The organism is Maribacter aurantiacus, assembly GCF_005780245.1.
In the GTDB taxonomy this organism is placed as follows: Bacteria; Bacteroidota; Bacteroidia; order Flavobacteriales; family Flavobacteriaceae; genus Maribacter; species Maribacter flavus.
In genome coordinates, this window is sequence record NZ_VBUK01000008.1 from 40993 (window position 1) to 65170 (window position 24178).

Below are 24178 nucleotides of genomic sequence, written 5' to 3' on the forward strand. Positions count from 1 at the left end.
CGTATCAATCGAATTTTACCTCGTTCAATATGAGTCCTGAGCCAGGGGCTACGGTAGTCAATCTTAATTTTATATCGGGATTTAGGGAATCCAGAATTTCCTGCTTCCCTAGTTCGCCTTTGCCCAATTGGATCAAGGCGCCCATGATCATTCTAATTTGGTAGCGCATAAACCCTTGTCCCCTAACCACAAGTTTATAGCTATTATTGGGTAAAAAGGAACCGTATATTAGGTCGTTTTCCAAAATTTCACAATAGTCTACGGTCCGTATAACCTGCGTATTGGGTTTTAATCGGGCTGTATATGTAGAAAAGTCATGCGTACCCACAAAATGGGGTGCGACCTCTTTCATCAGTGAAATGTTAAGGTTTTCAATGACATTGTAAAGAAAAGGCGCACAAAAGGGATGGTTCTTTTCCCCGTAGGAAAATAGGTATACATATTCCTTAGATTTGCTGTTTTTGATGATATTGAAATCCTTGGAAACGGATTTTATGTCCAACGCACGAATATCCGGTGGAAGGTTCCTATTAAAGATAGGTAAAAAGGTTTCAAAATCGGGCAAGGGCGTATCATCCAAAAACAGTTCAAAAACGCCATCCAAGGCGGAAACCTTGGAATCGGTACGTCCGGAACCCAAAATTTTGAACTTTGCATCAGGTAGTACGTGTCTGAACGTTTTGTCCAACATGCCTTCAACAGTCTTTCGGCCAGGCTGTTTTTGCCATCCGCTGTATCTAAATCCTAAATATTGGATACGAATCAGATAATAGTAACGGGTTCTTTTCATTTTTGGAGTATGGATCTAAAATAAGAAGGATCGTTCATTGCTTACAACTTTTTTGTAATTTAAACACAACTAATCAAAACCAATAATTATGACAACTGAAACTAAAATAAAACCACCTGCGTGGTTTTGGATCGTAAGTGTTTTGGCATTACTTTGGAATTTGGCCGGAGCCATGGCCTATATTGGTCAAGCCTATATGTCCGATGAAGTGCTCGCCGCGATGACGGAGGCGGAACGAAATCTATATGAAACACAACCTGCCTGGGTTACTGCAGCCTTCGCGATCGCCGTTTGGGGTGGTACCATTGCATGTATTTTTCTACTTCTACGGAAAAAATGGGCCAAGCCGTTATTCATTATTTCCTTGCTTGGGCTTTTGGGACAAATGAGCTATAACTTTTTTATGAGCGATACTTTTGAAGTCTATGGGCCAAATGCGATGATTATGCCCATTATGATCTTGGTCATCGCCATAGCCCTAATTGTATTCTCCAACAAGGCCATAGCTAAAAAATGGATTTCATAAAGTATTGAAAATTAGAATATTAAAGTTATAATTTTCCTTTTAAAAGAAGAACGTACCGTTCATCGAGTTTTTAGAATAAACCAAAGTTGTTTCCGTTTTATAAGGAATCAATCATATTCAATACCGAAAGATCAAATATGCTCAGTACCATAAAAAGGGTTTTTTCTTGGAAGCTTACGCTGCTTTTATCCTTGATCAGTATCGTTCTACTCAATGTGTTGAGTTTTTACGGACTTTACACCAACAAGTTCTACTTTTTTAAGGTGGACAATTATATTTTCCCAATCCTTTCCTTGGTACATCTCGTTTTTTTATACGTGATGTGGTTTAAAATTAGGGAAAGGGAGTTGAGCGATGTTCCCATGCGAAATTTGGAATACGGACTTTACATCGTCAGCCTGGTCTACCTATTTAAAATTATTGAGACTTTAATTACGCTGTTATCCTATAGCGATTATGAAAACCATTTGATTCCGGTGACCTTTCTTCCCATTGGAATCTTAATGTTTGTACTGTATACAATGCTGTTCGGCCTTACGTTTCTTACGTATAGCTATCGCAAGCAATTTGTAGGCACCTATGTTTTTGATGATAGGAACCAGCACATAGATACCTGGAACTCTTAGGAAATAACCATAACCAATCAAACTAAAAATCCCTTCCAATATTGGAAGGGATTTTTTTATATATCCTTTAAAAAACTGCTATATAAATCCTTGAACTGATAGCCTTCTGAAAACCGATGTTTATTGAGCTTTTTATGCGATACCAAACCCCAAAGCAACAGTTCCTTTAGAAAATAGACATCTCTCTTTGGGTACTCCGGCTGATAAGTCTTTATTAACTCATTCAGTGGCGGTATGCCGTCCAATGCCCTTTTGTATTCCTCGTCCGTAAAATCATCTAGAAGTTCAAAACCTTCTCCCTGAAAAAACCAATGCAATAGCTCATCATACGGCGTCTCTTCATCCTTGCGCTGTAATTTGTTGATCTGGGGGAAAAATTCCGGGAAAAGCGATTTGACGGCTTCGTCTATAAGGATTTCGGCAACGACGTCCGCCCCTTCTTGCTCGCCTTCATAAACCAATTCAATTTTACCGGTTATTGCTGGAATCACCCCTAAAAAATCGCTCAACCGCACTGCGGTATTCTCCGCCCCGGTCAACAAGGCCCTGCGTTCAGCGGTGCTTAAAAGGTTTTCAAAGGCCGTGATGCTGGTACGGGCACTTACCCCACTCTTCGCGTCCACATATTCACTGTTCCGGGCCTCAAAACTAATCTGTTCCAAAAGGTCCTTGGCCAGGTCTGGCACGTAAACGGCATCGGTTTGTCTGGAATCCAAATGTGCCTCTTGTTCCGTAATTTTTCGGGCTGTTTCAATATCATCGGGATAGTGGGTAAGGATTTGGGAACCGATCCGGTCCTTCAACGGCGTCACGATACTTCCCCGATTGGTATAATCCTCAGGATTTGCAGTGAATACAAACTGAATATCCAAAGGCAATCGGAGTTTAAACCCGCGAATCTGTATATCGCCCTCCTCCAAAATATTGAACAAGGAAACCTGGATACGCGCCTGTAGATCTGGCAGCTCATTGATTACGAAGATGCAGCGATTGGCCCTAGGTATCATTCCAAAATGGATTACTCGATCATCCGCATAGGACAATTTTAAGTTTGCTGCCTTTATGGGGTCTACGTCCCCTATCAAATCGGCCACGGTCACATCCGGAGTGGCCAGTTTCTCGTAAAATCGCTCACTTTTTGGCAACCATGCAATGGGTGTTTCATCCCCTTTTTGGGCAATCAGTTCCCTTGCGTAGCGGGACATGGGCGCCATGGGATCGTCGTTGATTTCGGAACCTTCTACCACGGGGATATATTCGTCCAACAGGTTGACCATCAAGCGTGCTAATCGGGTTTTCGCTTGTCCGCGTAGTCCCAAAAGGTTAATATTATGTCGGGATAAAATGGCCCTTTCCAATTCTGGAATTACAGAATCCTCATAGCCCCAAACCCCGGTGAAGGTCTCCGCACCCGATTTAATTAGTTCACGCAAGTTGTCCCTAAGTTCGTCCTTTATACTTTTGGATTGATATCCTGCCTTTTTTAAGGCTCCCAATGTTTTTATTTCTTTATAATTCAAGCTCATATATTTTTTTGTTATTCGTTGATGGTAGTTGGCTATTGGCTTTTGGCTGTTGGCTGCTAGCTTTAAAATTTAGGATTTTAGATTATTCTCAATTATCTACCGTTCATTTATAATTTTTCACTTTTCATTTTTAGTTTTTCACCCTTAACCAGCTACGCGCTGCAAGCTCTACGCCCTTCGCCATATTGATAATTGTCCACTATTAACTGTCCACTGAAAACTCACTTTGCGTTACACGCTCTACGCCATACGCTTAATTGTTAATTGTTTATTGATAATTGTTGAGTGTTTACTTAGTAATGTGAATCCCCAACTTTTCATTTTTCACTTTTAACTCTTAACTACCTCAGCTTCTTCCTTCGGTTCGACTCATAATCCTCAAAAATCATTTCGCCCAGACCTTTTAGGCCCGTAAAGAAGGCCTTACCCTTGTTCGCTTCCGTAAAGTGCCGGATAAACTGCATTAAATACGGGTCTTGGGCAATCATGAACGTGGTGATGGGAATATGAAGTTTTCGGGCCTGCCGGGCCATATTATAGCATTTCTCCACAATATAATCGTCCAGTCCCACACTGTTCTTATAATAGGTACCGTCCGGCAAACGAAGGCAACTCGGCTTTCCGTCGGTAATCATAAAAATCTGTTTGTTCGTATTTCGTTTGCGGCGCAGCATATCCATTGCCAATTGTAATCCAGCCACTGTATTGGTATGGTAAGGGCCAACCTTCAAATAGGGTAAATCCTTTATGGGAATGGGCCAAGCATCGTTCCCAAATACCAAAACTTCCAAGGTATCCTTGGGATAACGGGTGGTAATCAGTTCCGATAGGGCCATCGCAACTTTTTTCGCCGGGGTTATCCTGTCCTCCCCATACAAAATCATACTATGGCTGATGTCGATCATCAAGATGGTACACATCTGGGCCTTGTATTGGGTATCCTCAACGACCAGGTCCTCCTCGCTCAGGTTAAAACTGCCTATGCCGTGGTTCACCTGAGCGTTTTTAAGGCTTTCCGTCATGGAAATATGCTCGAGACCGTCACCGTAGCGGTATTCCCTAAAATCGCCCGTATGTTCATCGCCCTGTCCGGATTTGCCCGTTTTATGGTTTCCGGCACCCTGACGTTTGAGCTTGCCGAATATTTGGTCCAGGGCACGCTGACGAATGATACGTTCCATTTTAGCAGTGATGGAGATGCTTCCTTTTCCAGAACCTTTCTCACCGTCTTCGCCCATTTCGCCATTCTCCGCATCGGGGTCTAAGTCGAATTCCTCCTGGATGTAGCCCTTATCCTTGAGGTCCTCTATAAAATCCTCAATGGTGTAGTTCTCGTCCGTAAGTTCGTATTCCTTGTCCAGTTCACGAAGCCAATCGATGGCCTCGTCAAAATCGCCCGAAGTATGGGTTATGAGTTCCTGGAAAATATCAAAAAGTTTTTCAAAAGGGGTTTGTTCCGGCGCCTCGTAAGGCACAAAACGGAATCCTTTTCTTGTATTCATAGCCATACCCTAAAATTAACATATTTGAGTATTATGGGAATGCTTTTTAGGAAATGTTAACGTTGATTGGATGTTAGCAGTTGGCTATTGGCTTTTAGCTTTTGGGATTTTAGCTATTGGCTGTAGGCTTTAAACTACAAGCCGTTCGCCAAACGCTGTCATCAATTACGGGTAGTTGATGGTTGATGGTTGATGGTTGATGGTTGATGGTTGATGGTTGATGGTTGATGGTTGATGGTTGATGGTAAAATCTACATTTTTCAGTTTTCATTTTTCACTTGTCATTTTTTCACTTTTCATTTTTAAATTTTCACTTATAACTAGTAACTTAAAACTTTTAACCAACCTCCGTGTACTCAAACTTAGCCCAACAATTCACCGGATTTCTAAACACTCCGCCGCTGTGGACCAAGACCCAGTTTGGGATAACGCAGTTCGAATTTCCTGACGTAGAATTTACCCACTTCACCCCTGCCCCCATTCCCCAAAAGATACGGTTGGGACATCAAATGGAGCATGTGTGCAAACAATTATTGGACGCCTCCCCTGCCTATGAGGTCCTGTTATACAACGAGCCGGTACGGCAAGGAAAACAGACTTTGGGGGAAATCGATTATATCCTACGGGAAACGGCTACGGAACAGATCATCCATTTGGAGCTGACCTATAAATTCTACATCATCGACCCGCAAATTTCCGAACCCATCCACCAATTGATGGGCCCCAACCGTCGGGACATGTTTTTTACCAAAATGGAGAAAATAAAGAACGAACAGTTTGGACTGCTTCATAGTCCGGCGGGACAAAAAACATTGGCCGAAAAAGGCATCCCAACCCAAAACTTACACCACCAAACCTGTTACAAGGCCCAATTGTTCGAACCCTACCAAAGTAAGCCCATCAATATCCGACCCTTAAATCCCCAATGTATTGTAGGCTATTGGCTACGGTTGGAAGATTTACGGGGGGCCGAATTTCAAGCCTATGAATTTTACATTCCCTATAAAACGGAATGGGTGGTAGCGCCTCACGAAGACGTGGCCTGGATGTCCCAGTATGAAACTATTTTGGAGGTAAACATGCGACTGCTCCAACAAAACGCCCCTATACTTTGGATCAAAAAAGGTCCTACTACCGTTGAAAAGTGTTTTGTAGTCTGGTGGTAGGGTTTTTCTGATTTTAGTGTTGATAACTCGGAATAAACCACTTGTTTACAATGTTTTTGAATATAAGGAAAGAAGTATCTTGTTACCCATAAAATAGAAATAAACGTACCTAGTTACGTTTATACAATTGTTTTACTTAATGCTGAAAAGAAAATATAATTTACATAATGTTTTTGTGAATAATCATAAGAATTCCAAGTGCTATTTCCAAAAGCATATACTTTATTGAAAAAGGGTATTGAGTTGCCTATTTTCTTTTTTAAAATAAAAAGGCCTGTATCTCGTTTTTAAAGCAATAGTTTGAAATCAAATCAACTTACGAACCAATTACAACAGCTGAAAACCAAACCTATTATTTCTTCATGAAAAAATCAATTCTAGCACTTTTAACGATTACTTTTATCTTTACATATTCGTGTTCAAAAGAATCGTCAAACCCTACTGCTGAACCAGATGTAACGGCGCCAACCTTCAATTTTTCAATTGCCGGTTTCAACAATAATTCATCTGCTATTCCAATTGTTGTAAGCAATCAAATAGAAATCAATATTAACGCCCAAGATGCAGGCGGTATTTCCAAAGTAGAAGCTTTTATAGACGACGAAAAAGTGGGTGAAGACACTAGTGCGCCATATTCCATAATCGTAGATGTTTCTTCTTTAGCTTCTAAAACAGGTAAAACAAATACATTTAAAGATTATATTTTGAAGGTAGTTGTTACGGATAAATCCGGTAATTCAGAATCAAAGAACACAATTATCAATGTAGACAACGAGAAACCAACGATAACTGGGGTTAACCTATCGGCTGGAGCAGTAATTAATGGAGACAACAATACTGTAACTTTTGATGTAATGGATAATCAAGAATTGACTTCGGTAAAGGCTTTTTTAAACAATGAGCTGTTGATTGACCTACCACTTGATAATTTATCAATTAACATTAATACCAATAACCTTACTGATGGCGAAAACGTTTTAAAAATAGAGGCTTTAGACTCCGGCGAAAATCTCGGGTCATTCGAAGTAGCCTTTATTTCTGATAACACTGGACCTGAAATAACAATTGAGTCATTGGTTGAAAATCAAATAATAGATAGCCTTATTACAATAAGCCCAAATGTAAATGATTTATATTCTGAGGTAGATTCTTTGAAAGTGTTTTTAGGAGATTCTATTATATTTTCTTTAGCAAATCAGACAGACTATAGCTTTGACTTCGACCCTAACTTATTCGGAACAGGTGCCAATTCAATAAAGATTATAGCTACAGATAGTTTAGATAATATGTCCGAATTAATTATTCCAATCGAAATATATCGAAGGTTAATTACTTTGAATTTCCCTTCTAATTTTTACGACCCACAATTGGCAAGAATTTACGTTTTTGCTTCCGATGCAGAAGGCAATCTACTTGACAGTAAAAGAGTTATGCAAGATACCGATAAGATAACACTGCGAACTATAGAAGAGATTAGCCCTAATTCGGAATTTATGCTCACCATAGGTGAATATAGCACAGGTGCATTTGGTAATTCAAGTGAATTTACAACACTTCAAAATTTAACCCCATCCACTTTAGGAGAAATCAATTTTAAAACTTATCCGCGATTTGACTACAGCCCTACGAATCCGATAAAGTTTCCAGCTCAAGGTTTCGATTCTCAAGATATTATTTCATTGAATTCTGAAGGTTTTGGATATGGGGGTAGTTTCTATAGCGAAACAGAAGAGTTTAGCATAGATAGAAGGAGAAGTACGACAAGCGCCGTAAATTCTGAGTTCATTTATGTTCCTCAAGTTAATTTGACTTTGAATGAATATAGTTATTATGTTGCTGATTGGGATATACCGTCGGATTTTGTTTTCACGCCACAGCTATTTACAAATCAGAATGTAGAAAAAAGATTCTATCAACCCATTCTAAGCAATGGAGATACGTTTGAATCATCATCTTACTGGATTGCAGGTTATTTTAGCAATGATGATTTTCAAAACAATATTTACCACCGTATTGACGGACATGGATATGGTTATCAGGGATTAGAGGGGATACCTTATTATTTCAATTCTATCTTTACTAATTATAAGTACAATGTTAGAATTAATGACTATTACACAGAACGAACTGGGGAGCTTGCACCGTCATTTCATACTCTAGATTGGTCTATAGATTATTCTTATTCAAATAACGAAATTGAAGTAATTAAAAATGGATTGGACCATACTGTTGGGAAGGTTTTTATTAATAGTGACCCATATGTGGTTATAGGAGGACTAAATATAAGTTATCGTTGGAGCCTGGTTTTTGATAGTCAAAAGACAGATAACATCAAACTTCCAAAAATTCCTGAAGAAATAAAAACATGGGGGTTTTATGAATTGTATGAACAGGGGAATATGGAAGTACAACAGGTTGAGATAAAACGCTATGAAAATATAAACTCATATGACGAATACCTATATAAGGTTATCAAAGATAATCGTCACTCATATTTAGTGTCACCAGTAATGGAATCTAAATTCAAATCAACTGTACCGGGATATTACCAAAAAGCACCACATTTTTTATTGGATTAATTAGGTAATAAATTCATACCGGAGAGGATTATTAAAAGGAATTGCCAACTAAATTTGATATCTGGAGAATTCTGTTCGTACTTGTTTTACTAGGAGACCAACTGTCCAGAAAGCACTAAGTACAACAAAACCTAAACGTAATTCGGACTTTAGGGCAAAACTGAAAGGTGTGTGTATATTAATGATGTCTCTAAATCTTATGGATTTAGCTTTAGAGCAGAAAAATAAATCAAAACAATAAGCTTTAGCTTCGTGCTCGGACGGAAACGAAAAGTTTCCTTGCCTCCGCACTACGCTTAGCTCAGACGTTGCCATTAATTTAAATAAACCTAACCTGAATGAAATTTTTTATTATTGAAAAAAAAGAGAAACACAAAAAGTTTACAGATTCCCAATTACTAACAGAGATAGATAAGGAGTATAAATTCGACGAAAAAAAATCCAATAATAACAAATCAATATTCTCTAAAACAGAATTGAAAAAAAATGTTAGTTATACATATTTAGTCTTAATTATTAGCCTAGTATTACACATTATTGGATTAACTATAATTTTTAATATCGAGAATGATTCTGATGGACTTGTTACTATCGGTTCAATCGTATTATTGAGCGCAATTGTACATGGGTTAGTGATGATCACTCTTCCTTTTTGGTTCAAAAAAGAATTAATTTTCAATAAAGAAAAGGGATTAATTCAAACCAAAACCTTGGTAGGCCTAAAAACTACTAGAATAAATATCAACAACATTTACCGGATTGTTCAAAATGTTGACAAGCAATATTCATACTATACATTTAGGGAACGTAAAAATGATTTAGTTTCCGAAAAATCGCCAATTTTAGTTGTGAAAGCAGAAGATGTAGAAACAATAGAAGCTTTAAACACATTTTTTGACAATAATTTTCCTAAAATAAGTTTGGAGAAAATAACGAATAATGAGATTTCTAGTTTAGAAAAGTGCCTTTTACGTTAAACTTTCATAAACCCACAAAATAATGACATTATATAGGGAAAGACGGCATCAAAAATGTTGCCACCGTAATCAACAATGCTGGCAATAGAATTTTAGGGACAAATTATTATGCTCTAACATATGACTTTAAATCAAACGAAGGTTATATTGCTCTAAAAAAACCTAATTATTGGAGACTTTACACCCTAAATTGGACTAAAAGTAGGTCAAGACAGTTACTACAAGGAATCGACATTTGAAAAGTGTATAGAAAGACTCAAGGATTTTAAAGGTGAGGACCTGATTACAGTTTGTGATTCAGCTGAAGTGGAGATTCTTTATAGTAAAAAACTAATGACAACAAAGAACTGAGTTAAAAAATAAGTCTTTTTAGTTCAATTATGATACATAATTCTCATCGTAGGGCAGCCGGGATTTGGCAATCGCAAATGCCTGTTTCAACAACTTGTTCGACACAGCAATCAATGCAAGTTTCTTGCTTTTCCCCTTCCCTGCCGCGAGCATCTTGCCCGGGCCTTTAAAAGGAAGGGGCAACTAACGTGCTGCTCGAGGTAAAACCGTTGTTTAACGAAGTCCTTTCTGGCAACAAGTACAAAAATGAATATGAGAAAGCTATATTTTTTCAGTGGTCTATTTTTGACTTTGAGTGTAATCATCCTTTTGGTTACCGGTTCCCCGTTACTTACAATCGCTCTGGATAAAAACAATGAAATTCCTTTGGGAACCTTCATAACTTGGATTGGTATGATTTCATTACCCTTTACTATCTATTGGGGCTTCAAAGACCTCAGAGAGCCTTCGAGCAAATTCAATGGAATTCTATCAAGATTCTTGAAAATAATACTACTGTTGGGCATTCTTTGGGTTCCAATATCCTATGTACTTTCTGGCAATCTTTCATTCACTTTTTCCGAAAAAACAACCTTTCAGGGTGGTCAACTTGCCATGCGGTTGTTTTGGTGGTTAAGCTATGGGATTGGAATTGGAACAATACTTACATTAATCATATCTGGGATTTCATTGTTGTTTAAAAAGAAGAAAACCGTTAACCATTAGTAGCGCGTGCGAAATGCTCGAGCTGTTACTTGTTAATTAGATATCAAGAGTAAAATGAAAAAATCAATTTTAGCAACCTGTTTACTGTTCTTACTTTATTTTGAAGTTTCGGCCCAGACAGAATTCGTATTGGAACCTTCCCAAAGTATGATCATGACCGGGAAAGGTACCGGTCAGGACGCAACGATAAATCCCTTTTACGGCGAAGACAGCTATGGCATCGTCAAAAATATTGGGGAGCGCCCATTTTCCATAAGGATACAAACATCTGGAAACATCTTGGAGGAAATACCCATTCAAAAGGGCGAGACCAAAAAAGTGAAACTTTTAAAGGGGTATGAATTGTATTTGGACCCCAATCCGGACGGCTTGGCGAAGGCCCGTGCCGATTATGGGAAAATAATAGATCAGGAAACTTTTAGGCAAACATTGTCTATTATACCCAGCATGCAACGCCTAATTACTATCCGGTAATAGGTACCTGTATTTCAAAAGGTTTTTTACACTATATTTTCTCCTTATTTTAAACGATGCTATGAGACTGTTATGCTTGCTTTCCGTTTTACTTTTATTCACAAATTGTGCTGACAAATATGCCGAGTACAAAAAAGTGCCGAAGTACATCACCGATCCGTCGCCTTCCAAGGAGGCCTACTATAAAGCCTATGACCAAACCCTAAGCTTGTGGGATGTGTCCTATGAAGAGTTATACATCACCACTACGAATGGAATTGCCCATGTTATCGTAAGCGGTCCGAAAAATGCGGAACCCTTGGTATTACTGCATGGAATGAATGCCAGTTCTACCATGTGGTATCCAAATATTGGGTCACTTAGCAAGAACCATAGGGTATTCGCCATTGACTTCATTCTGGAGCCTGGAAAATCCTATTTGTATAATGATATTGAAAGTGTAGAAAAAGTAACGGATTGGTATGAAGAGGTTTTATATGTTTTGGATTTGGACCAATATCATTTAATTGGTGCTTCCCGTGGGGGTTGGTTGGCCGTTACTTTGGCATTAAATAATCAAAGCAAAGTCAAAAGCCTAATTTTATTGAGTCCGGCCCAAACCTTTACTTGGATTAGACCAAGTATGGATTTATTGAAAAACATTGTAACCTTACTGGCCTCCAAAGAAAAACAAATAGAACAAAGCCTGGAAAGTATGTCCGAAAATGTGGATAAAATTAACGACGCCTATTTAAAACAGTACACATTAGGATTGGATTTAGAATCAGAAAATAAGTTCATCACGAACATGCAGCCTTTTTCAAATGACGAATTGAAATCCTTGCAAATGCCCATATTGGTGCTGATTGGTGATGACGATATGATCAATACCGAAAAAACAGTTGAAATCGCCAATTCCCTTCCAAACGGTAAGGGTGAAATTGTTCAAAACGCAGGACATTTTTTATCCATTGACCAAGCGGAAGTTGTAAATGAAAAAATGAGGATCTTTTTAAAAAACTAATTAGAGAAAAGGTTCAATCTACTAAAACACTATTAACACGTTTCACTTTGCACTAAAGTGAAAATTCAACAGCCTATCACCATGATACTACACTTGGGTAGCACAAATTATTAGTTTTCTCTGGACCAATTTACTTTTGTTGGGTAATCAATTTAAAAGCTTTATGGACAAAAGGGATTTAAAAAAGTTAAAGTTAGAACTGGCAATCAACACCAAAAGCGGTATCGATTTTATCATTTCCGCGGCAATTGTCTGGTCCATAATCGCCTACATCTGGACCTTGCCACAAGAACCCTTTACTCAAAGTATTTGGACATTCCATATAGGTATGATTATGTTACCTTTATCATATGGATTATCCATAATTCTTAAAACCACAAGGACGACCAAAACGAATCCTTTGCAGCCATTGGGTATGTGGCTCAATTTTGCGCAGCTATTCTATTTTCCCTTTTTGTTCTTTGTGCTTAAGGACAATCCGTATTATTTCGTGATGACCTATGTCATCATCACAGGGGCCCACTTCTTCCCTTATGCTTGGTTTTATGATGAAATAGCCTATGCCATCGCCGCGGGCATTATCGCCGTTGGGGCCCTGCTGTTAGTGATAAATATACCTACACAACAAATGTACTATGTACCGCTTTTTATGGTAGGGTGTTTGACATTGTTGTCCTTTTGGTTGTTGATTGTTAATCGAAGAAAAAGGCTAGATGTGAAATCAAATATTGCCCAAATTTAAATTACTCCTGTAAATCGAATAGATTTTAATTAAATTTCGATAAAACCATAGTTTTTGGGTATCACGGGGAAATCGGAAGAAATAAAAGACTGAGTACAAATAATAAGAGATAGGTCATGAACAGAACACTTGAAGAACAACGCATAGAATTTGCCAACCAAAAATTTCTTGCAACGCCCTTGGCAGGATTGATTGTTTGGACCATCATTGGTTTCATTGGAATTTTTTTCTCTGAGTTTGTGTCGGTTTGGTCCATATTTATTGGTACCGGCAGTATCGTCTACCTAGGATTGTTCCTATCAAAGTTCACCGGTGAAAACTTCTTGGACAAAACAAAGCCCAAAAACGAGTTCGACACCCTATTTCTTTACACGGCCGGCCAGGCGATTCTCGTGTATTCCATAGCTATTCCCTTTTTTCTTTTGGATTACACCTCCCTGCCCATGACCGTTGGCATTTTGACGGGATTGATGTGGTTGCCCTTTTCTTGGATCATCAAACATTGGAGCGGTATCTTTCACACGTTGACCAGAACCATTTTGGTGCTTGTGCTATGGTATCTTTTTCCAGAGTATCGGTTTATAGTAATTCCGTTTGGCATCGTTTTGATCTATATTATCACGTTGGTTATTTTGAGGTATAGAAAGCAGGTTGAATGATATGGTCCTATACTAAGGATGCATTTGTATTGCTATCTTTTTTCTAAGGTTACAGGCAAATCCATTTGTCCCAGAGGTCTATCTTAAAAAGGTCCGGTAACTCTTTATTCGTGAATAAGGTTTGCACTTAAGAAAAAAATAATACGAGTTTGTGCTGGTTTTTTAAGTAACTTCCTTAATAAGGATACTATAGCACTCTTTAAACAAAAAATCCCAAAAAACATGACGAACAATCAGATTCTCGTAGATGAAAAACCGGCTGACATAGGCCAATTTACCGTAGGCCGACTCCTGCCCATCCGTAAAAAGCGGCAAGTAGGTCCCTTTACCTTCATAGATCATATGGGGCCCGCTACCTTGGGCAAAGGCATCTATATGGACGTGGACCAACATCCGCACACCGGTTTAAGTACCTTGACCTACCTTTTTGAAGGCGAAGTGGCCCATAGGGACAGTACTGGTGCCGACCAGGTTATAACCCCGGGGGATGTAGGTTTTATGACCTCCGGAAAGGCCGTAACCCATACAGAGCGTACTCCACCCCATTTACGAACAGAGACCGAATTTACCATGCACGGTTATCAGGTGTGGGTGGCCTTACCCAAGGAATTGGAGGAGATGGAACCCAATTTTCAGTTCATTGCAAAGGAAGATGTACCCACATGGAAGGATGGGAACACCAAATATACTTTGGTGGCCGGCGAAGGATACGGCCGTAAATCGCCCCTAAATGTTTATTCACCCTTATTTATGCTTAAAATTGAAAGTCCGGAGGAAAAGACCATTAAAATCAATGGGGAACTGGAAGGAGAAATCGCCATTGTGGTGGTCACGGGCAGTGTCTTGGAAAGGGACCAAGAAATCAAGGCCGGCCAAATGCTTATATCCAAAACGGAGAATCATTGCGACATTCACGTGAAGGCGAATACCCAGCTATTGTTGTTCGGGGGCAAACCCTTGGGGCGGGAACATTATTTGCTATGGAACTTTGTATCATCGGACCGGGAAAAACTAAAACAGCAAAAACAGGACTGGATGGACAAGAAATTCCCCAAAGTTCCCGGCGATGATACCTATATCCCGTTTCCTGAAATGCGGTTGAAGTAAGGTGCTTTGCGCCTCTTTCTATGTATGTATTGTCATTTCGAACTGACTGAAAGGAATGTGAGAAATCCAAAAGATGAAAAGTTGCCCAATCAACCGCTATCCCCTATTTTTAAGTTATGACCAATCCACTTTTAAATCCTACCCTATGAAATCCAAGGCAATCTATTATTCCATACTTGCCGTGTCCCTTTTGGCTTGTAAAAACGAAAGAAAGGGAAAAGCAGAGGCCGTAAAAACGGAAACCATTACCATATCCCGGGACGCGTACAAAGACCAGCTTTCCGGATTTTGGCTGGCACAGTGCATTGCCAATTGGACAGGGCTGGTAACGGAAATGGACAAAATAGGGAACATTGGAGAAATAAAAACAGGCGATTTCTATACCCGAGCCGATTGGGGCCAACCGGACCAACCCAGTATTTTTTCCAATGGTGAACCCAGCGACCTCTCCCCTACTATTGATTTTGTGTTTCGGGACACTACTGAAATATGGGGCGCGGACGATGATACCGATATTGAATATATGTACCAGCATCTGCTAGATGTGAACAATACAAGTCTATTGAGTCCGGAACAAATCAGGGGCGGTTGGTTAAAACACATCAGGCCCGAGGAAGAAAACTACCTATGGGTCTCCAACCAAAAGGCCTTTGACCTCATGCAGGAAGGCGTATTGCCACCGGAGACGGGCAGTCCGGAACGGAACGAACATTTTGAAATGATAGATGCCCAATTGACCACGGAGATTTTCGGACTTTTCGCCCCGACCCGGCCGGATGTTGCCCTAAAAATGGCCGAACTTCCCATACGGACGGTAGCCAGTCAAGAGGCTGAAGATATCTCCCAATTTTACGTACGTATGTATGCCTTGGCAAGCCAACCATCAGAAGAAAAAATGCCGGAACGCATTCAATGGATGGCGGAGGAGGCACGTAAATCCTTGCCCGATGGAGAGTACCCCGCCAAAATGTACGACTATGTCCTTGACCTATACGACTCCGGGATTCCTTGGGAACAGACCCGGGATTCCATTTATGAACGATATCAGGTACATCAATTGGACGGGTATGACATCACCTCCCAAAATTTGTACTGCAATGGCTGTTTTGCCGCGGGCATCAATTTTGCGGCCAGTTTGGTGAGTTTGTTCTATGGTGAGGGCGATTTGAAGGAGACCCTAAAAATAGGGGTGCTCACGGGCTGGGATTCGGACAATCCCACGGCCACTTGGGGCGGTATGCTCGGTTTTATGTTGGGCAAGGAAGGCGTCGAGGGAGCCTTTGGAAGAAAATTCTCCAATAGGTTTCACATCCACAGAACCCGACAAAATTTCCCCAACAATGGCATGGATACGTTTGAGGCCATGGCCGAAACGGGGCTTCGGATCACGGATAAGGTCGTTCAAGAACAGATGGGCGGTCGCATCGACTTGGAAAAAAATGTTTGGATAATCCCTTTAAAAAATAGGTTAAATGATTAAAAAAATTATTGTGATGGCACTTTGTGCCATCGGTTTTATCGCCTGTAAACAATCGGAAAAAATAGCGCCGGAGGAACTTATAAGGCAGTATTATACGATGCTGGACACATCGGATTATGATCAAATTCCCGTTTTATTGGCCGATAGCCTGCAAACCAAAGAGGGAGACTATACTATGACCTATTCCCACGAAGGGTATCAAGAATTAGTAAAGTGGGATGCCGTGTTCGAGCCTAGCTATAAGGTCTTGGATATTGCTCCTTTAGAAAACGGAATGTATACGGCAAGGGTTTCCAAGATAGATGCCCGTATCCAATTCCTGCACGAAAAACCTATTATTACGGATAATAGTATAAAGATTACCGACGGAAAAATCACCAGTGTGCATACGGAATATGTAGATTTTGATGAGGAGACCTTTGGCAACAATAGAACCCGACTTCTCACTTATATAAATGAAGCGTATCCGGAACTCAATGGCTTCCTGACCGACCAGACCGAAGCCGGTGCCCAAAAGTATCTACAAGTGCTGGAACTTTACAAAAACCAACCCCGATTCGATTTAGGGAAGGATTTATTGCTGATGCATTTTGATTGTAAGACTGATGTGGACGATCTTCAAGCAGCAGCCGGACTTTTAACGCTCATGTCCCACCCCAACTTTATGCACGTGAACTACCACGCTGTTGCTGGAACCTACGGTATTCAGGAGGGCCTCTACGTACCGCCCAATGCGTTGTTTCAAAAAGCCTTTGGTAAAAACTGGACCGATGCCCACAATCGCATGGAAGCCGCTGCGGAAGAAGTGGCTCAAAAGGCGATGACGACCTTGCAGGCACAGGGCGATATCTGGATTGCGGAAGCGGGTCAGTCCGACTTCTCCGCCAAACTGGTGAAGGCCCTTCAATCAAAACTGCCGGATTTGGAAACCACCAAACGAATCCACATTGTGCAGCACAGCGATTGGAACGAAGAAGTCACGACTCCGGAATTATTGGATTTTGCAAAAAAGAACACCGATTATCACAAAATCCCCGATGGCAATGCCGTGGGCAATGGTACCCCAGGTTTCCGCACACCGGGCCATACGCAATGGAAGGAGCAAGTAATGGATCCTCAATTGAAATCGATTTGGGAATTGGCGGTGGACCTCTCCAACAAGTACAATGGTAAGGAAGGTCGGTATTTGAACGAGGCCGTGCAGCAAAACGGGGTCGATTTTTCGGACCTCTCAGAAGTATGCTGGATGTTAAGATTGGAGGATATCAAGGATACCGAAGAATTCTTTGAGCGTTATGCCAGATAACAGTTTTAAATAAGGAGTTTTCAGGTCGAATCGCTTTTATCAAGTGTCATTTCGAACCTGTCAGACTGAGCGGAGTCGAAGTCGACTGAATGAAGTGTGAGAAATCTACATTAAAATTAGCTTCCTCGTCGCTTCCATAGGTATCGAAGCGCTGTCGGACTGCAAAAAATACAACGAAAGACGTTACAAAAAAGTCGAAAAATTCCGTATCGAAATAGCGTTGATCCCCGCATTTGTATTGAGAAATAATCTAATTTTAGTTTTTAATCAGAATGGGGTTTGGGAGTAGAATGTTTCTTATAACCAACTCATAAAGAGACACTTAAAACCATTAAAAAAAATGATTCACCCGCATACCGAATTACGATTTATAAGCAACGAAGTAGGCTACGGCGTTGTGGCCACCAAATTTATTCCCGCAGGGACCATCACCTGGGTTTTGGACAAATTGGACCGGGAGTTCACTCCCTTGGATTTTCAGAATATGGAACCTCTGTATCAGGAAATATTGGACACCTACACCTATAGAAACAACAACGGAAACTTGGTGCTTTGCTGGGACCATGGGCGTTATGTAAACCATAGTTTCAATTCCAATTGTCTTACCACTGCCTACGATTTTGAAATTGCCATTCGCGATATCCAGCCCGGGGAACAATTGACAGATGATTATGGGTACCTGAATATTTCCAGCCCTTTCCGAGGTATCAACGAAGGCACCAAACGAAAAACAGTCTACCCGGACGATCTTTTAAAATACCACAAGGTATGGGACAATAAGATCAAAAAAGTATTTCATAAAATAAAAAAAGTGGACCAACCCTTGGTGTCCGTCCTCAACCCAAATACTTGGGACAAAATAGAACGAATCCTAAACGGTGAGGAAGCACTCACCTCCATTCTTTCCAACTATTTTGATACCGAAAAGTCCACCGTGCCCTCCAATTGATAGAGGGCCAATGCTTCACCCACTAATTTAAAATGGGTATATTGAAGATTTATAAATTATGAAACTATAAATTTTTCAGCACTGGTATGAATTTAAAACCTAATTTAAAAAGAAGACTTTTGATGGGATGGCTCGGATTAAGTCCGCTGACACTCCTTGCCAGCAAAATGCCAAAATTGGAAAAAGAGGATTCCAGTATTGCGGATATTTTGATAAACCGATGGGAAAAATCAAGGAGCTATACCATGGCCGTTTTGGACGCCATGCCCGTAGAGGACTTCGAATTCAGGCCCAGTCCGGAGCAAATGAGCTTTGCCCAGCACTTTTTGCATATCGGGTATACTAATAACATGTTCCTTGGGGTGTTGAAGGATGAAAAGACCTATGCCGATTTTAACGCTTTAAAGGATGCACCTTTCTTTTTTGACCTTCCAGACCCCGTAAGTGTCTTTAATGCAGATAGTCTCCAAAAACGCAGTCCGGAAGTTAACAAGGCCTTGATTGTAGCGTATCTCAATGAAACCCACGATTATGTATTGGCAAATTTGAAGGGATTAAAAGATGAATTCTTAAAAGAGGGACGAGAAAAGGTAAAACCTTGGTATTTGGAGGGCCATACCCATCTTGACCTCATACTCCGAGCCGAAAACCATACGGTACATCACAGGGCACAGGCAGTTAGCTATTTGCGGATGAAGGGGATTCAACCTCCGGGGTATTCCAAACACAATACGTTGTAATCATAGATTTTCATCCAAAGAAATCCCAGTTACCCTATTACAAATTCCACAAGTTCACGAAGCTCCTCTTCCAAGGACAATTTTGAAAAAGGCCTATTTGCCTGTCGGTACCAATAGCCGGCATTGAATCGGTCGCCCTCCTTTCGGTGGAGGTAGGCATGGATCCAACTCCCTAATGAATTATGCATTTCCTGGGCAATGTCGTGGGATGCTTCCCAGTCGCCTTTGGCATCGAACCAAAGGGCTTTCAGTCCCTCTGGCCAATCGGATGGTGGATGGGATGCTAAAAGTGTCGCTTCAAATTCGGTATAATCCTTTGGTTTCATTTTGTAACGCGTTCTACTAATTTACCAACAGTGAGACCTTGGGCAATAATGGAAAAGACCACCACTACATAGGTTATAACCAAAAACAAATCCCGATTCATATCCTGCGTCAGACCCAAAGCCAAGGCGATGGATATCCCGCCCCGCAGTCCGCCCCAGGTCATGACCAAATTGGTTCCGGGTACAAAATCCAACCGTTTCTCAAAAAACTTTATGGGCATCAGCAAACTTAAAAAACGACATCCCAACACGATGGGAATGGCAATCAATCCTGCTACGATATAACTGGTTTCAAAACTGATGACCAACATCTCCATACCTATGAGTACGAACAACAAGGTGTTCAGGAGAATATCCAACAATTCCCAAAACTTGTCCACATAAGTTTCCGTGGTTTCGGACATGGCCGAATTCCGCACCGTATCGTTCCCTACGACCAGACCCGCCGTTACCATGGCCAATGGTGCGGAAAGATGCAACTTTTGGGCCACCACCGTTCCCATCATTACCGCGGCAAGCGTAATAATGACCTCGATATCGTAATCATCTATACTGCGCATCATTCGGTACGTAATCCAACCAATCAATAATCCCCAAAGAATACCACCAATGACCTCTACACCAAAAAGCTCCAAGATTTCAATGGGATCCACTGGGGTCCCACCAGAGGAGGCCATTTTAAAAATCGTCAAAAACACAACTACGCCTACCCCATCGTTGAACAGGGATTCGCCCACAATTTTGGTTTCCAGCTTTTTGGGAGCTCCCGCTTGTTTCAAGATTCCCAAAACGGCGATGGGATCCGTTGGGGAAATAAGCGCCCCGAAAAGCAAACAATGGATATAGTTTACGTCCATGGGCGTCATTTTCAATAGATAAAACATGATGGTACCTACCAAAAAGGTAGAGACCAAAACGCCTAAGGTGGAGAAGACCAAAATGGGCCATCGCTGCACCTTCAATTGCTCAAAGTTCGTATGCAGGGCCCCGGCAAAAAGCAGGAAACTCAGCATGATATCCAAGAGTACGGTCTTAAAGTCGATCTTGGAAATAATATACCTTTCGCCATTCAAAAGGGTGTCATCCACATAACCTATAACAAAAACGACCAGGGTAAAAACAATGGTGATCAGCATCAGGCCAATAGTATTGGGCAACTTTAAAAATCGGACATTGATGTACCCAAAAATTGCAGAAATAAAAACCAGTATTGCACTGATAATGAAATAATCCATACCTTTTATTTAAATCATTGCTAAAAATTCCTGTTCCGTGATAATCGGGATACCTAAAGACTCCGCCTTGGTCCTTTTGCTAGGTCCCATTTTGTCCCCGGCGACCAAATATCCTGTTTTGGAAGAAATGGAGGACCCCACCTTGCCGCCGTTGTCCTCAATTAGTTTTTTAAGTTCGTCCCTACTCACCGTTTCAAATACGCCCGATACTACAAAGGTAGCACCTTGCAAAACATCGGTTTGGTTTTCCAGTTTTTCTGCCGATAGTTCCAACTGCACCCCCTTCTGTCGCAATCGACCTATAGCCTCTAAGTTCTTTGGGTTTTGAAAAAAATTCACCACGCTTTCTGCAATCCGGTCGCCAATTTCATCCACCGAAACCAGCTCCTCCTTGGTAGCCACCATCAGCGCATCGATGGATTTATAGGCTTTCGCCAATTTCTTGGCAACGGTCTCGCCCACATAGCGAATGCCCAAGGCGAACAAAACCCGCTCAAAAGGCACCTTAACGGAATCCGCAACCCCCTGGACCAAATTTTCTGCCGACTTCTCCGCCATCCGCTCCAAGGGCAACAATTGTTTTTTGGTAAGATCGTACAAATCCGCATAATCATTGATCAGGCCTTCCTTAAAGAGCAACTCTACCGTTTCACCGCCCAAGCCCTCAATATCCATGGCCTTTCTGGAAATATAATGCTGGATCCTACCCGTAATTTGTGGCGGACAACCGTACTCGTTTGGGCAATAGTGCTTGGCGTCGCCCGGAGTGCGAATCAATTCAGTGTGGCATTCTGGGCACTTAGAAATATACTGCGTAGGTTTGGAATCTGCTGGCCGTTTGGATACATCCACCCCAATGATCTTGGGAATGATTTCCCCGCCTTTTTCCACAAAAACGGTATCCCCTTCGCGGATATCCAGTTTTTCGATCTGATCGGCATTGTGCAAAGAGGCCCGTTTGACGGTCGTTCCCGCCAATAAAACAGGCTGTAGGTTGGCCACGGGCGTTATGGCCCCAGTACGGCCCACCTGATAGGTAATTTCGTTCAATACGGTGTATACCTGCTCCGCCTTGAATTTATAGGCCATGGCCCATCTTGGGGACTTGGCGGTATACCCAAGTTCCTCCTGGTGCTGGATACTATTCACCTTCACCACTACGCCGTCCGTTTCGTACGGCAAACTGTGTCGGTTTACGTCCCAATATTCCACAAAATCCATCACCTCTTGGGTACTATGGCACAATTTCGCCACGGTGGGCACCTTAAAACCCCATTCCCTCGCCTTTTCCAACATTTCAAACTGGGTGCTTATCCCCGTGTTCCTACCAACGATACTATATAAAAGACACTCCAAAGGCCGTTGCGCCACTAAAGAACTATCCTGTAATTTCAAACTTCCCGAAGCCGTGTTTCTGGGATTCATATAGGGTTCCTCCCCGTTGGCGATACGCTCCTCGTTCATCTTAGCAAAACCATCAAATGGCAGTATGATTTCCCCCCGTATATCGAACTTGTCCGGATAATCCCCTTTTAATTGCAAGGGAACCGACTTGATCGTTTTGATATTTGTGGTGACATCATCGCCCTGAAAACCGTCGCCACGGGTCACCGCGCGCACTAATTTTCCGTGTTCATAGGTGATGCTGATAGATGCACCGTCATATTTAAGCTCACACGTGTAGGAGACAGGGGCGTCGCCCAAGTTCCGTTGAATTCGCTTTTCCCAATCTTCCAGATCCTCCTTGGAATAGGAATTGTCCAAGGAATACATGCGATGCTCATGCACAACGGTCTCAAAATGCTTCGTAACCATACCACCCACGCGGATGGAAGGCGAACTTTCATCATAAAACTGGGGATGCTGTGCTTCCAAGGCCTGAAGTTCCTTGAGTTTCATGTCAAACTCATAATCGGAAATCGTTGGCTTGTCCAACACGTAATAATTGTAATTATGGTCCCTAAGCTCCTCCCGTAAGGCCTTGATGGTTTCTTCAATGTTCATAGTTGGCTATTCTTAATGGTTTTTATCATTCGGTCGTTCCCATACATATCCTTGCGCAATTCAATGGCATTGAAATCGAAAGTATCCAATAAGGCGCATGTTTCAGGGCCCAGGTATTGATTGATTTCTAGGAACAACATACCGTTTGGTTTTAGATGTTTGGATGCAAAACGGGCCACTCCCCTATAAAAAATCAATGGGTCCTCATTGGAGACAAAGAGTGCGGACTCAGGTTCGAAAAATAGTACATTTTTATTCATTTTATTTTTTTCCAACTCCCTGACATAAGGAGGATTGGATATAATTATATCAAATGACAGTTCACTATAAAAATCCAACATATCGGCCTTAAAAAAATGAACGTCGACCTCGTTTTTAAGGGCATTTTCACGGGCGACTTCAAGCGCCTCTTCCGAAATATCCAAACCCTGAACATTTGCATTTTTCAAGGATTTGGCAAGGCCGATGGCGATACAACCACTCCCCGTTCCCATGTCCAAAATATCCAGATTGGCCTGTTTATCCACATCGGCCAACACCCATCGCACCAATTCCTCTGTTTCAGGTCTTGGTATCAATACTTTCGGCCCCACCTTGAATTCCATATCCATAAATTGCGCTGACCCGATTATATGTTGTATGGGCCGATGCTCCTTCAATGCTGACAATGCCGCGAACATCTTGGGTTCCTCATTCTTTTGAATTCTCAAGTCGGGCTGAATGGCAAGTACAAATCGCTCCAGACCCAAATATTCCTCGGTCAGCAAATAAAAAAAACTGGAAACCTCCTCTTTGCCGTACAGAGCATCCAATTCTTTATGAAAAATCCTTTTTAGTTCACTGAGCAACATATTACAGGGTCTTCAGCATCCAAACGGGACAAGAATAGTGCCCCGTATTTCCCATGGGCGCATCGATATATTCGAAACCAGACCTTTTATACAGTTTTTGGGCGTCTTCCATGTAAGGCATGGTTTCCAAATAACATTTCTCAAAACCGAATTCCCGTGCGCGTTCCAAACAGGTATCCATCATTTTTGCACCCAAACCACGCCCACGGGCAGCCTTTAAAAAGTACATTTTTTGAAGCTCACAAACGTTGCCATCATAGTTTTCCAACTGGGCTACACCGGCACAACCAATGATTTTGCCACCGTCATCGATAACGAAATAGGTGGCCCTGGGCACATCATAAGTCTCATACATGCGGTCCAAGGCGGCATCCGCGTAGGCGGTACCTACTTTGGGAACGCCCATTTCTACCAAAACCTCGCGCACTACGCGTGCCACCTCCTCATTATCGGCGGGTCTTATCTCCCGTATTACAACCTCTTGCATTGCTTTTAAATAATAGGCCTTAAAGTACTATTTTTGATTGGTGAAGATACACGAATTGGGCAAAAAG

At 41.4% G+C, this 24178-nt stretch carries 23 protein-coding genes and 1 pseudogene; 15 read left to right on the plus strand and 9 right to left on the minus strand.

Annotation, left to right across the window (positions count from 1 at the left end; genetic code table 11):
- Positions 1–4: 4 nt before the first annotated feature.
- The gene (locus FEK29_RS12985; protein ID WP_138258873.1) at positions 5–790 is read right to left on the minus strand and encodes a tRNA pseudouridine synthase A; all 786 of its coding nucleotides are present in this window, start codon (positions 788–790) and stop codon (positions 5–7) included.
- An 88-nt stretch (positions 791–878) separates the two neighbouring features.
- On the opposite strand from FEK29_RS12985, the gene FEK29_RS12990 reads away from it, so the two are divergent.
- Positions 879–1316 (plus strand): hypothetical protein, encoded by a 438-nt coding sequence (locus tag FEK29_RS12990; protein WP_138258874.1) that lies wholly within the window; start codon positions 879–881, stop codon positions 1314–1316.
- 137 nt (positions 1317–1453) lie between these two features.
- Complete coding sequence (locus tag FEK29_RS12995; RefSeq protein WP_138258875.1) at positions 1454–1942, plus strand: hypothetical protein; 489 nt, start codon at positions 1454–1456, stop codon at positions 1940–1942.
- A gap of 56 nt (positions 1943–1998) precedes the next feature.
- Here FEK29_RS12995 and FEK29_RS13000 read toward each other — a convergent pair whose 3' ends face one another.
- Both FEK29_RS13000 and FEK29_RS13005 read right to left on the minus strand, forming a co-directional pair.
- Positions 1999–3468, minus strand: a complete 1470-nt coding sequence (locus FEK29_RS13000; RefSeq protein WP_138258876.1) for a MoxR family ATPase — start codon at positions 3466–3468, stop codon at positions 1999–2001.
- Positions 3469–3809: 341 nt separating this feature from the next.
- A complete protein-coding gene (locus FEK29_RS13005; protein ID WP_138258877.1) occupies positions 3810–4976 on the minus strand; it encodes a vWA domain-containing protein in 1167 nt (388 codons plus the stop codon).
- 344 nt (positions 4977–5320) lie between these two features.
- On the opposite strand from FEK29_RS13005, the gene FEK29_RS13010 reads away from it, so the two are divergent.
- The 3 genes from FEK29_RS13010 to FEK29_RS13020 all read left to right on the plus strand — a co-directional run bounded on the left by FEK29_RS13010 (position 5321) and on the right by FEK29_RS13020 (position 9692).
- Complete coding sequence (locus FEK29_RS13010; RefSeq protein ID WP_138258878.1) at positions 5321–6136, plus strand: DUF1853 family protein; 816 nt, start codon at positions 5321–5323, stop codon at positions 6134–6136.
- Between the two features lie 362 nt (positions 6137–6498).
- Complete coding sequence (locus FEK29_RS13015; RefSeq protein WP_138258879.1) at positions 6499–8715, plus strand: Ig-like domain-containing protein; 2217 nt, start codon at positions 6499–6501, stop codon at positions 8713–8715.
- Between the two features lie 338 nt (positions 8716–9053).
- Positions 9054–9692 (plus strand): hypothetical protein, encoded by a 639-nt coding sequence (locus tag FEK29_RS13020; RefSeq protein ID WP_138258880.1) that lies wholly within the window; start codon positions 9054–9056, stop codon positions 9690–9692.
- A 378-nt stretch (positions 9693–10070) separates the two neighbouring features.
- Here FEK29_RS13020 and FEK29_RS18200 read toward each other — a convergent pair.
- Positions 10071–10181, minus strand: a pseudogene (locus tag FEK29_RS18200) (IS110 family transposase); the annotation flags it as partial.
- A 114-nt stretch (positions 10182–10295) separates the two neighbouring features.
- Here FEK29_RS18200 and FEK29_RS13025 point away from each other — a divergent pair.
- The 10 genes from FEK29_RS13025 to FEK29_RS13070 all read left to right on the plus strand — a co-directional run bounded on the left by FEK29_RS13025 (position 10296) and on the right by FEK29_RS13070 (position 19208).
- On the plus strand, positions 10296–10748 hold the full coding sequence (locus FEK29_RS13025) for a hypothetical protein (RefSeq protein ID WP_138258881.1): 453 nt from the start codon (positions 10296–10298) through the stop codon (positions 10746–10748).
- A 54-nt stretch (positions 10749–10802) separates the two neighbouring features.
- Positions 10803–11222 (plus strand): hypothetical protein, encoded by a 420-nt coding sequence (locus tag FEK29_RS13030; RefSeq protein WP_138258882.1) that lies wholly within the window; start codon positions 10803–10805, stop codon positions 11220–11222.
- Positions 11223–11283: 61 nt separating this feature from the next.
- Entirely contained in the window at positions 11284–12225 is a 942-nt protein-coding gene (locus FEK29_RS13035) for an alpha/beta fold hydrolase (RefSeq protein WP_138258883.1), read from the plus strand.
- 163 nt (positions 12226–12388) lie between these two features.
- On the plus strand, positions 12389–12967 hold the full coding sequence (locus FEK29_RS13040; protein WP_138258884.1) for a DUF7010 family protein: 579 nt from the start codon (positions 12389–12391) through the stop codon (positions 12965–12967).
- 116 nt (positions 12968–13083) lie between these two features.
- The gene (locus FEK29_RS13045; RefSeq protein ID WP_138258885.1) at positions 13084–13626 is read left to right on the plus strand and encodes a DUF7010 family protein; all 543 of its coding nucleotides are present in this window, start codon (positions 13084–13086) and stop codon (positions 13624–13626) included.
- A 222-nt stretch (positions 13627–13848) separates the two neighbouring features.
- Positions 13849–14733: a pirin family protein gene (locus FEK29_RS13050; protein ID WP_138258886.1), complete on the plus strand. Its 885-nt coding sequence runs from the start codon at positions 13849–13851 to the stop codon at positions 14731–14733.
- A 145-nt stretch (positions 14734–14878) separates the two neighbouring features.
- Complete coding sequence (locus tag FEK29_RS13055) at positions 14879–16213, plus strand: ADP-ribosylglycohydrolase family protein (protein WP_138258887.1); 1335 nt, start codon at positions 14879–14881, stop codon at positions 16211–16213.
- A complete protein-coding gene (locus tag FEK29_RS13060; protein ID WP_138258888.1) occupies positions 16206–17519 on the plus strand; it encodes a hypothetical protein in 1314 nt (437 codons plus the stop codon). The genes FEK29_RS13055 and FEK29_RS13060 overlap by 8 nt, the downstream gene beginning before the upstream one ends.
- A 340-nt stretch (positions 17520–17859) precedes the next feature.
- A complete protein-coding gene (locus FEK29_RS13065; RefSeq protein WP_138258889.1) occupies positions 17860–18468 on the plus strand; it encodes an SET domain-containing protein in 609 nt (202 codons plus the stop codon).
- Positions 18469–18554: 86 nt separating this feature from the next.
- Complete coding sequence (locus FEK29_RS13070) at positions 18555–19208, plus strand: DinB family protein (protein WP_138258890.1); 654 nt, start codon at positions 18555–18557, stop codon at positions 19206–19208.
- 29 nt (positions 19209–19237) lie between these two features.
- Here FEK29_RS13070 and FEK29_RS13075 read toward each other — a convergent pair whose 3' ends face one another.
- From FEK29_RS13075 to FEK29_RS13095, 5 genes are read right to left on the minus strand one after another with little or no spacing between them, the layout of a single operon-like run.
- A complete protein-coding gene (locus FEK29_RS13075; protein WP_138258891.1) occupies positions 19238–19534 on the minus strand; it encodes a hypothetical protein in 297 nt (98 codons plus the stop codon).
- Positions 19531–20769, minus strand: a complete 1239-nt coding sequence (locus tag FEK29_RS13080; protein WP_138258892.1) for a cation:proton antiporter — start codon at positions 20767–20769, stop codon at positions 19531–19533. Before FEK29_RS13080 ends, FEK29_RS13075 begins: the two co-directional genes overlap by 4 nt.
- 9 nt (positions 20770–20778) lie before the next feature.
- On the minus strand, positions 20779–22773 hold the full coding sequence (gene ligA / locus FEK29_RS13085; protein ID WP_138258893.1) for an NAD-dependent DNA ligase LigA: 1995 nt from the start codon (positions 22771–22773) through the stop codon (positions 20779–20781).
- Positions 22770–23624 (minus strand): peptide chain release factor N(5)-glutamine methyltransferase, encoded by an 855-nt coding sequence (gene prmC, locus FEK29_RS13090; protein WP_138258894.1) that lies wholly within the window; start codon positions 23622–23624, stop codon positions 22770–22772. Before prmC ends, ligA begins: the two co-directional genes overlap by 4 nt.
- A 1-nt stretch (position 23625) precedes the next feature.
- Positions 23626–24111, minus strand: coding sequence for a GNAT family N-acetyltransferase (locus FEK29_RS13095; RefSeq protein WP_138258895.1), 486 nt, complete (start codon positions 24109–24111; stop codon positions 23626–23628).
- Between the last annotated feature and the right edge of the window lie 67 nt (positions 24112–24178).

Bases quoted from the DNA above. Each gene is read 5' to 3' on its own strand.
- FEK29_RS13035 (WP_138258883.1), top strand. From the start codon at position 11,284: ATGAGACTGTTATGCTTGCTTTCCGTTTTACTTTTATTCACAAATTGT.
- FEK29_RS13050 (WP_138258886.1), top strand. From the start codon at position 13,849: ATGACGAACAATCAGATTCTCGTAGATGAAAAACCGGCTGACATAGGC.
- FEK29_RS13055 (WP_138258887.1), top strand. From the start codon at position 14,879: ATGAAATCCAAGGCAATCTATTATTCCATACTTGCCGTGTCCCTTTTG.
- FEK29_RS13025 (WP_138258881.1), top strand. From the start codon at position 10,296: ATGAGAAAGCTATATTTTTTCAGTGGTCTATTTTTGACTTTGAGTGTA.
- FEK29_RS13030 (WP_138258882.1), top strand. From the start codon at position 10,803: ATGAAAAAATCAATTTTAGCAACCTGTTTACTGTTCTTACTTTATTTT.
- prmC (WP_138258894.1), bottom strand. From the start codon at position 23,624: ATGTTGCTCAGTGAACTAAAAAGGATTTTTCATAAAGAATTGGATGCT.
- FEK29_RS13005 (WP_138258877.1), bottom strand. From the start codon at position 4,976: ATGGCTATGAATACAAGAAAAGGATTCCGTTTTGTGCCTTACGAGGCG.
- FEK29_RS13060 (WP_138258888.1), top strand. From the start codon at position 16,206: ATGATTAAAAAAATTATTGTGATGGCACTTTGTGCCATCGGTTTTATC.
- FEK29_RS13070 (WP_138258890.1), top strand. From the start codon at position 18,555: ATGAATTTAAAACCTAATTTAAAAAGAAGACTTTTGATGGGATGGCTC.
- FEK29_RS13065 (WP_138258889.1), top strand. From the start codon at position 17,860: ATGATTCACCCGCATACCGAATTACGATTTATAAGCAACGAAGTAGGC.
- FEK29_RS13040 (WP_138258884.1), top strand. From the start codon at position 12,389: ATGGACAAAAGGGATTTAAAAAAGTTAAAGTTAGAACTGGCAATCAAC.
- FEK29_RS13015 (WP_138258879.1), top strand. From the start codon at position 6,499: ATGAAAAAATCAATTCTAGCACTTTTAACGATTACTTTTATCTTTACA.
- FEK29_RS12995 (WP_138258875.1), top strand. From the start codon at position 1,454: ATGCTCAGTACCATAAAAAGGGTTTTTTCTTGGAAGCTTACGCTGCTT.
- ligA (WP_138258893.1), bottom strand. From the start codon at position 22,773: ATGAACATTGAAGAAACCATCAAGGCCTTACGGGAGGAGCTTAGGGAC.
- FEK29_RS13020 (WP_138258880.1), top strand. From the start codon at position 9,054: ATGAAATTTTTTATTATTGAAAAAAAAGAGAAACACAAAAAGTTTACA.
- FEK29_RS13075 (WP_138258891.1), bottom strand. From the start codon at position 19,534: ATGAAACCAAAGGATTATACCGAATTTGAAGCGACACTTTTAGCATCC.
- FEK29_RS13080 (WP_138258892.1), bottom strand. From the start codon at position 20,769: ATGGATTATTTCATTATCAGTGCAATACTGGTTTTTATTTCTGCAATT.
- FEK29_RS13045 (WP_138258885.1), top strand. From the start codon at position 13,084: ATGAACAGAACACTTGAAGAACAACGCATAGAATTTGCCAACCAAAAA.
- FEK29_RS12990 (WP_138258874.1), top strand. From the start codon at position 879: ATGACAACTGAAACTAAAATAAAACCACCTGCGTGGTTTTGGATCGTA.
- FEK29_RS13000 (WP_138258876.1), bottom strand. From the start codon at position 3,468: ATGAGCTTGAATTATAAAGAAATAAAAACATTGGGAGCCTTAAAAAAG.
- FEK29_RS13095 (WP_138258895.1), bottom strand. From the start codon at position 24,111: ATGCAAGAGGTTGTAATACGGGAGATAAGACCCGCCGATAATGAGGAG.
- FEK29_RS12985 (WP_138258873.1), bottom strand. From the start codon at position 790: ATGAAAAGAACCCGTTACTATTATCTGATTCGTATCCAATATTTAGGA.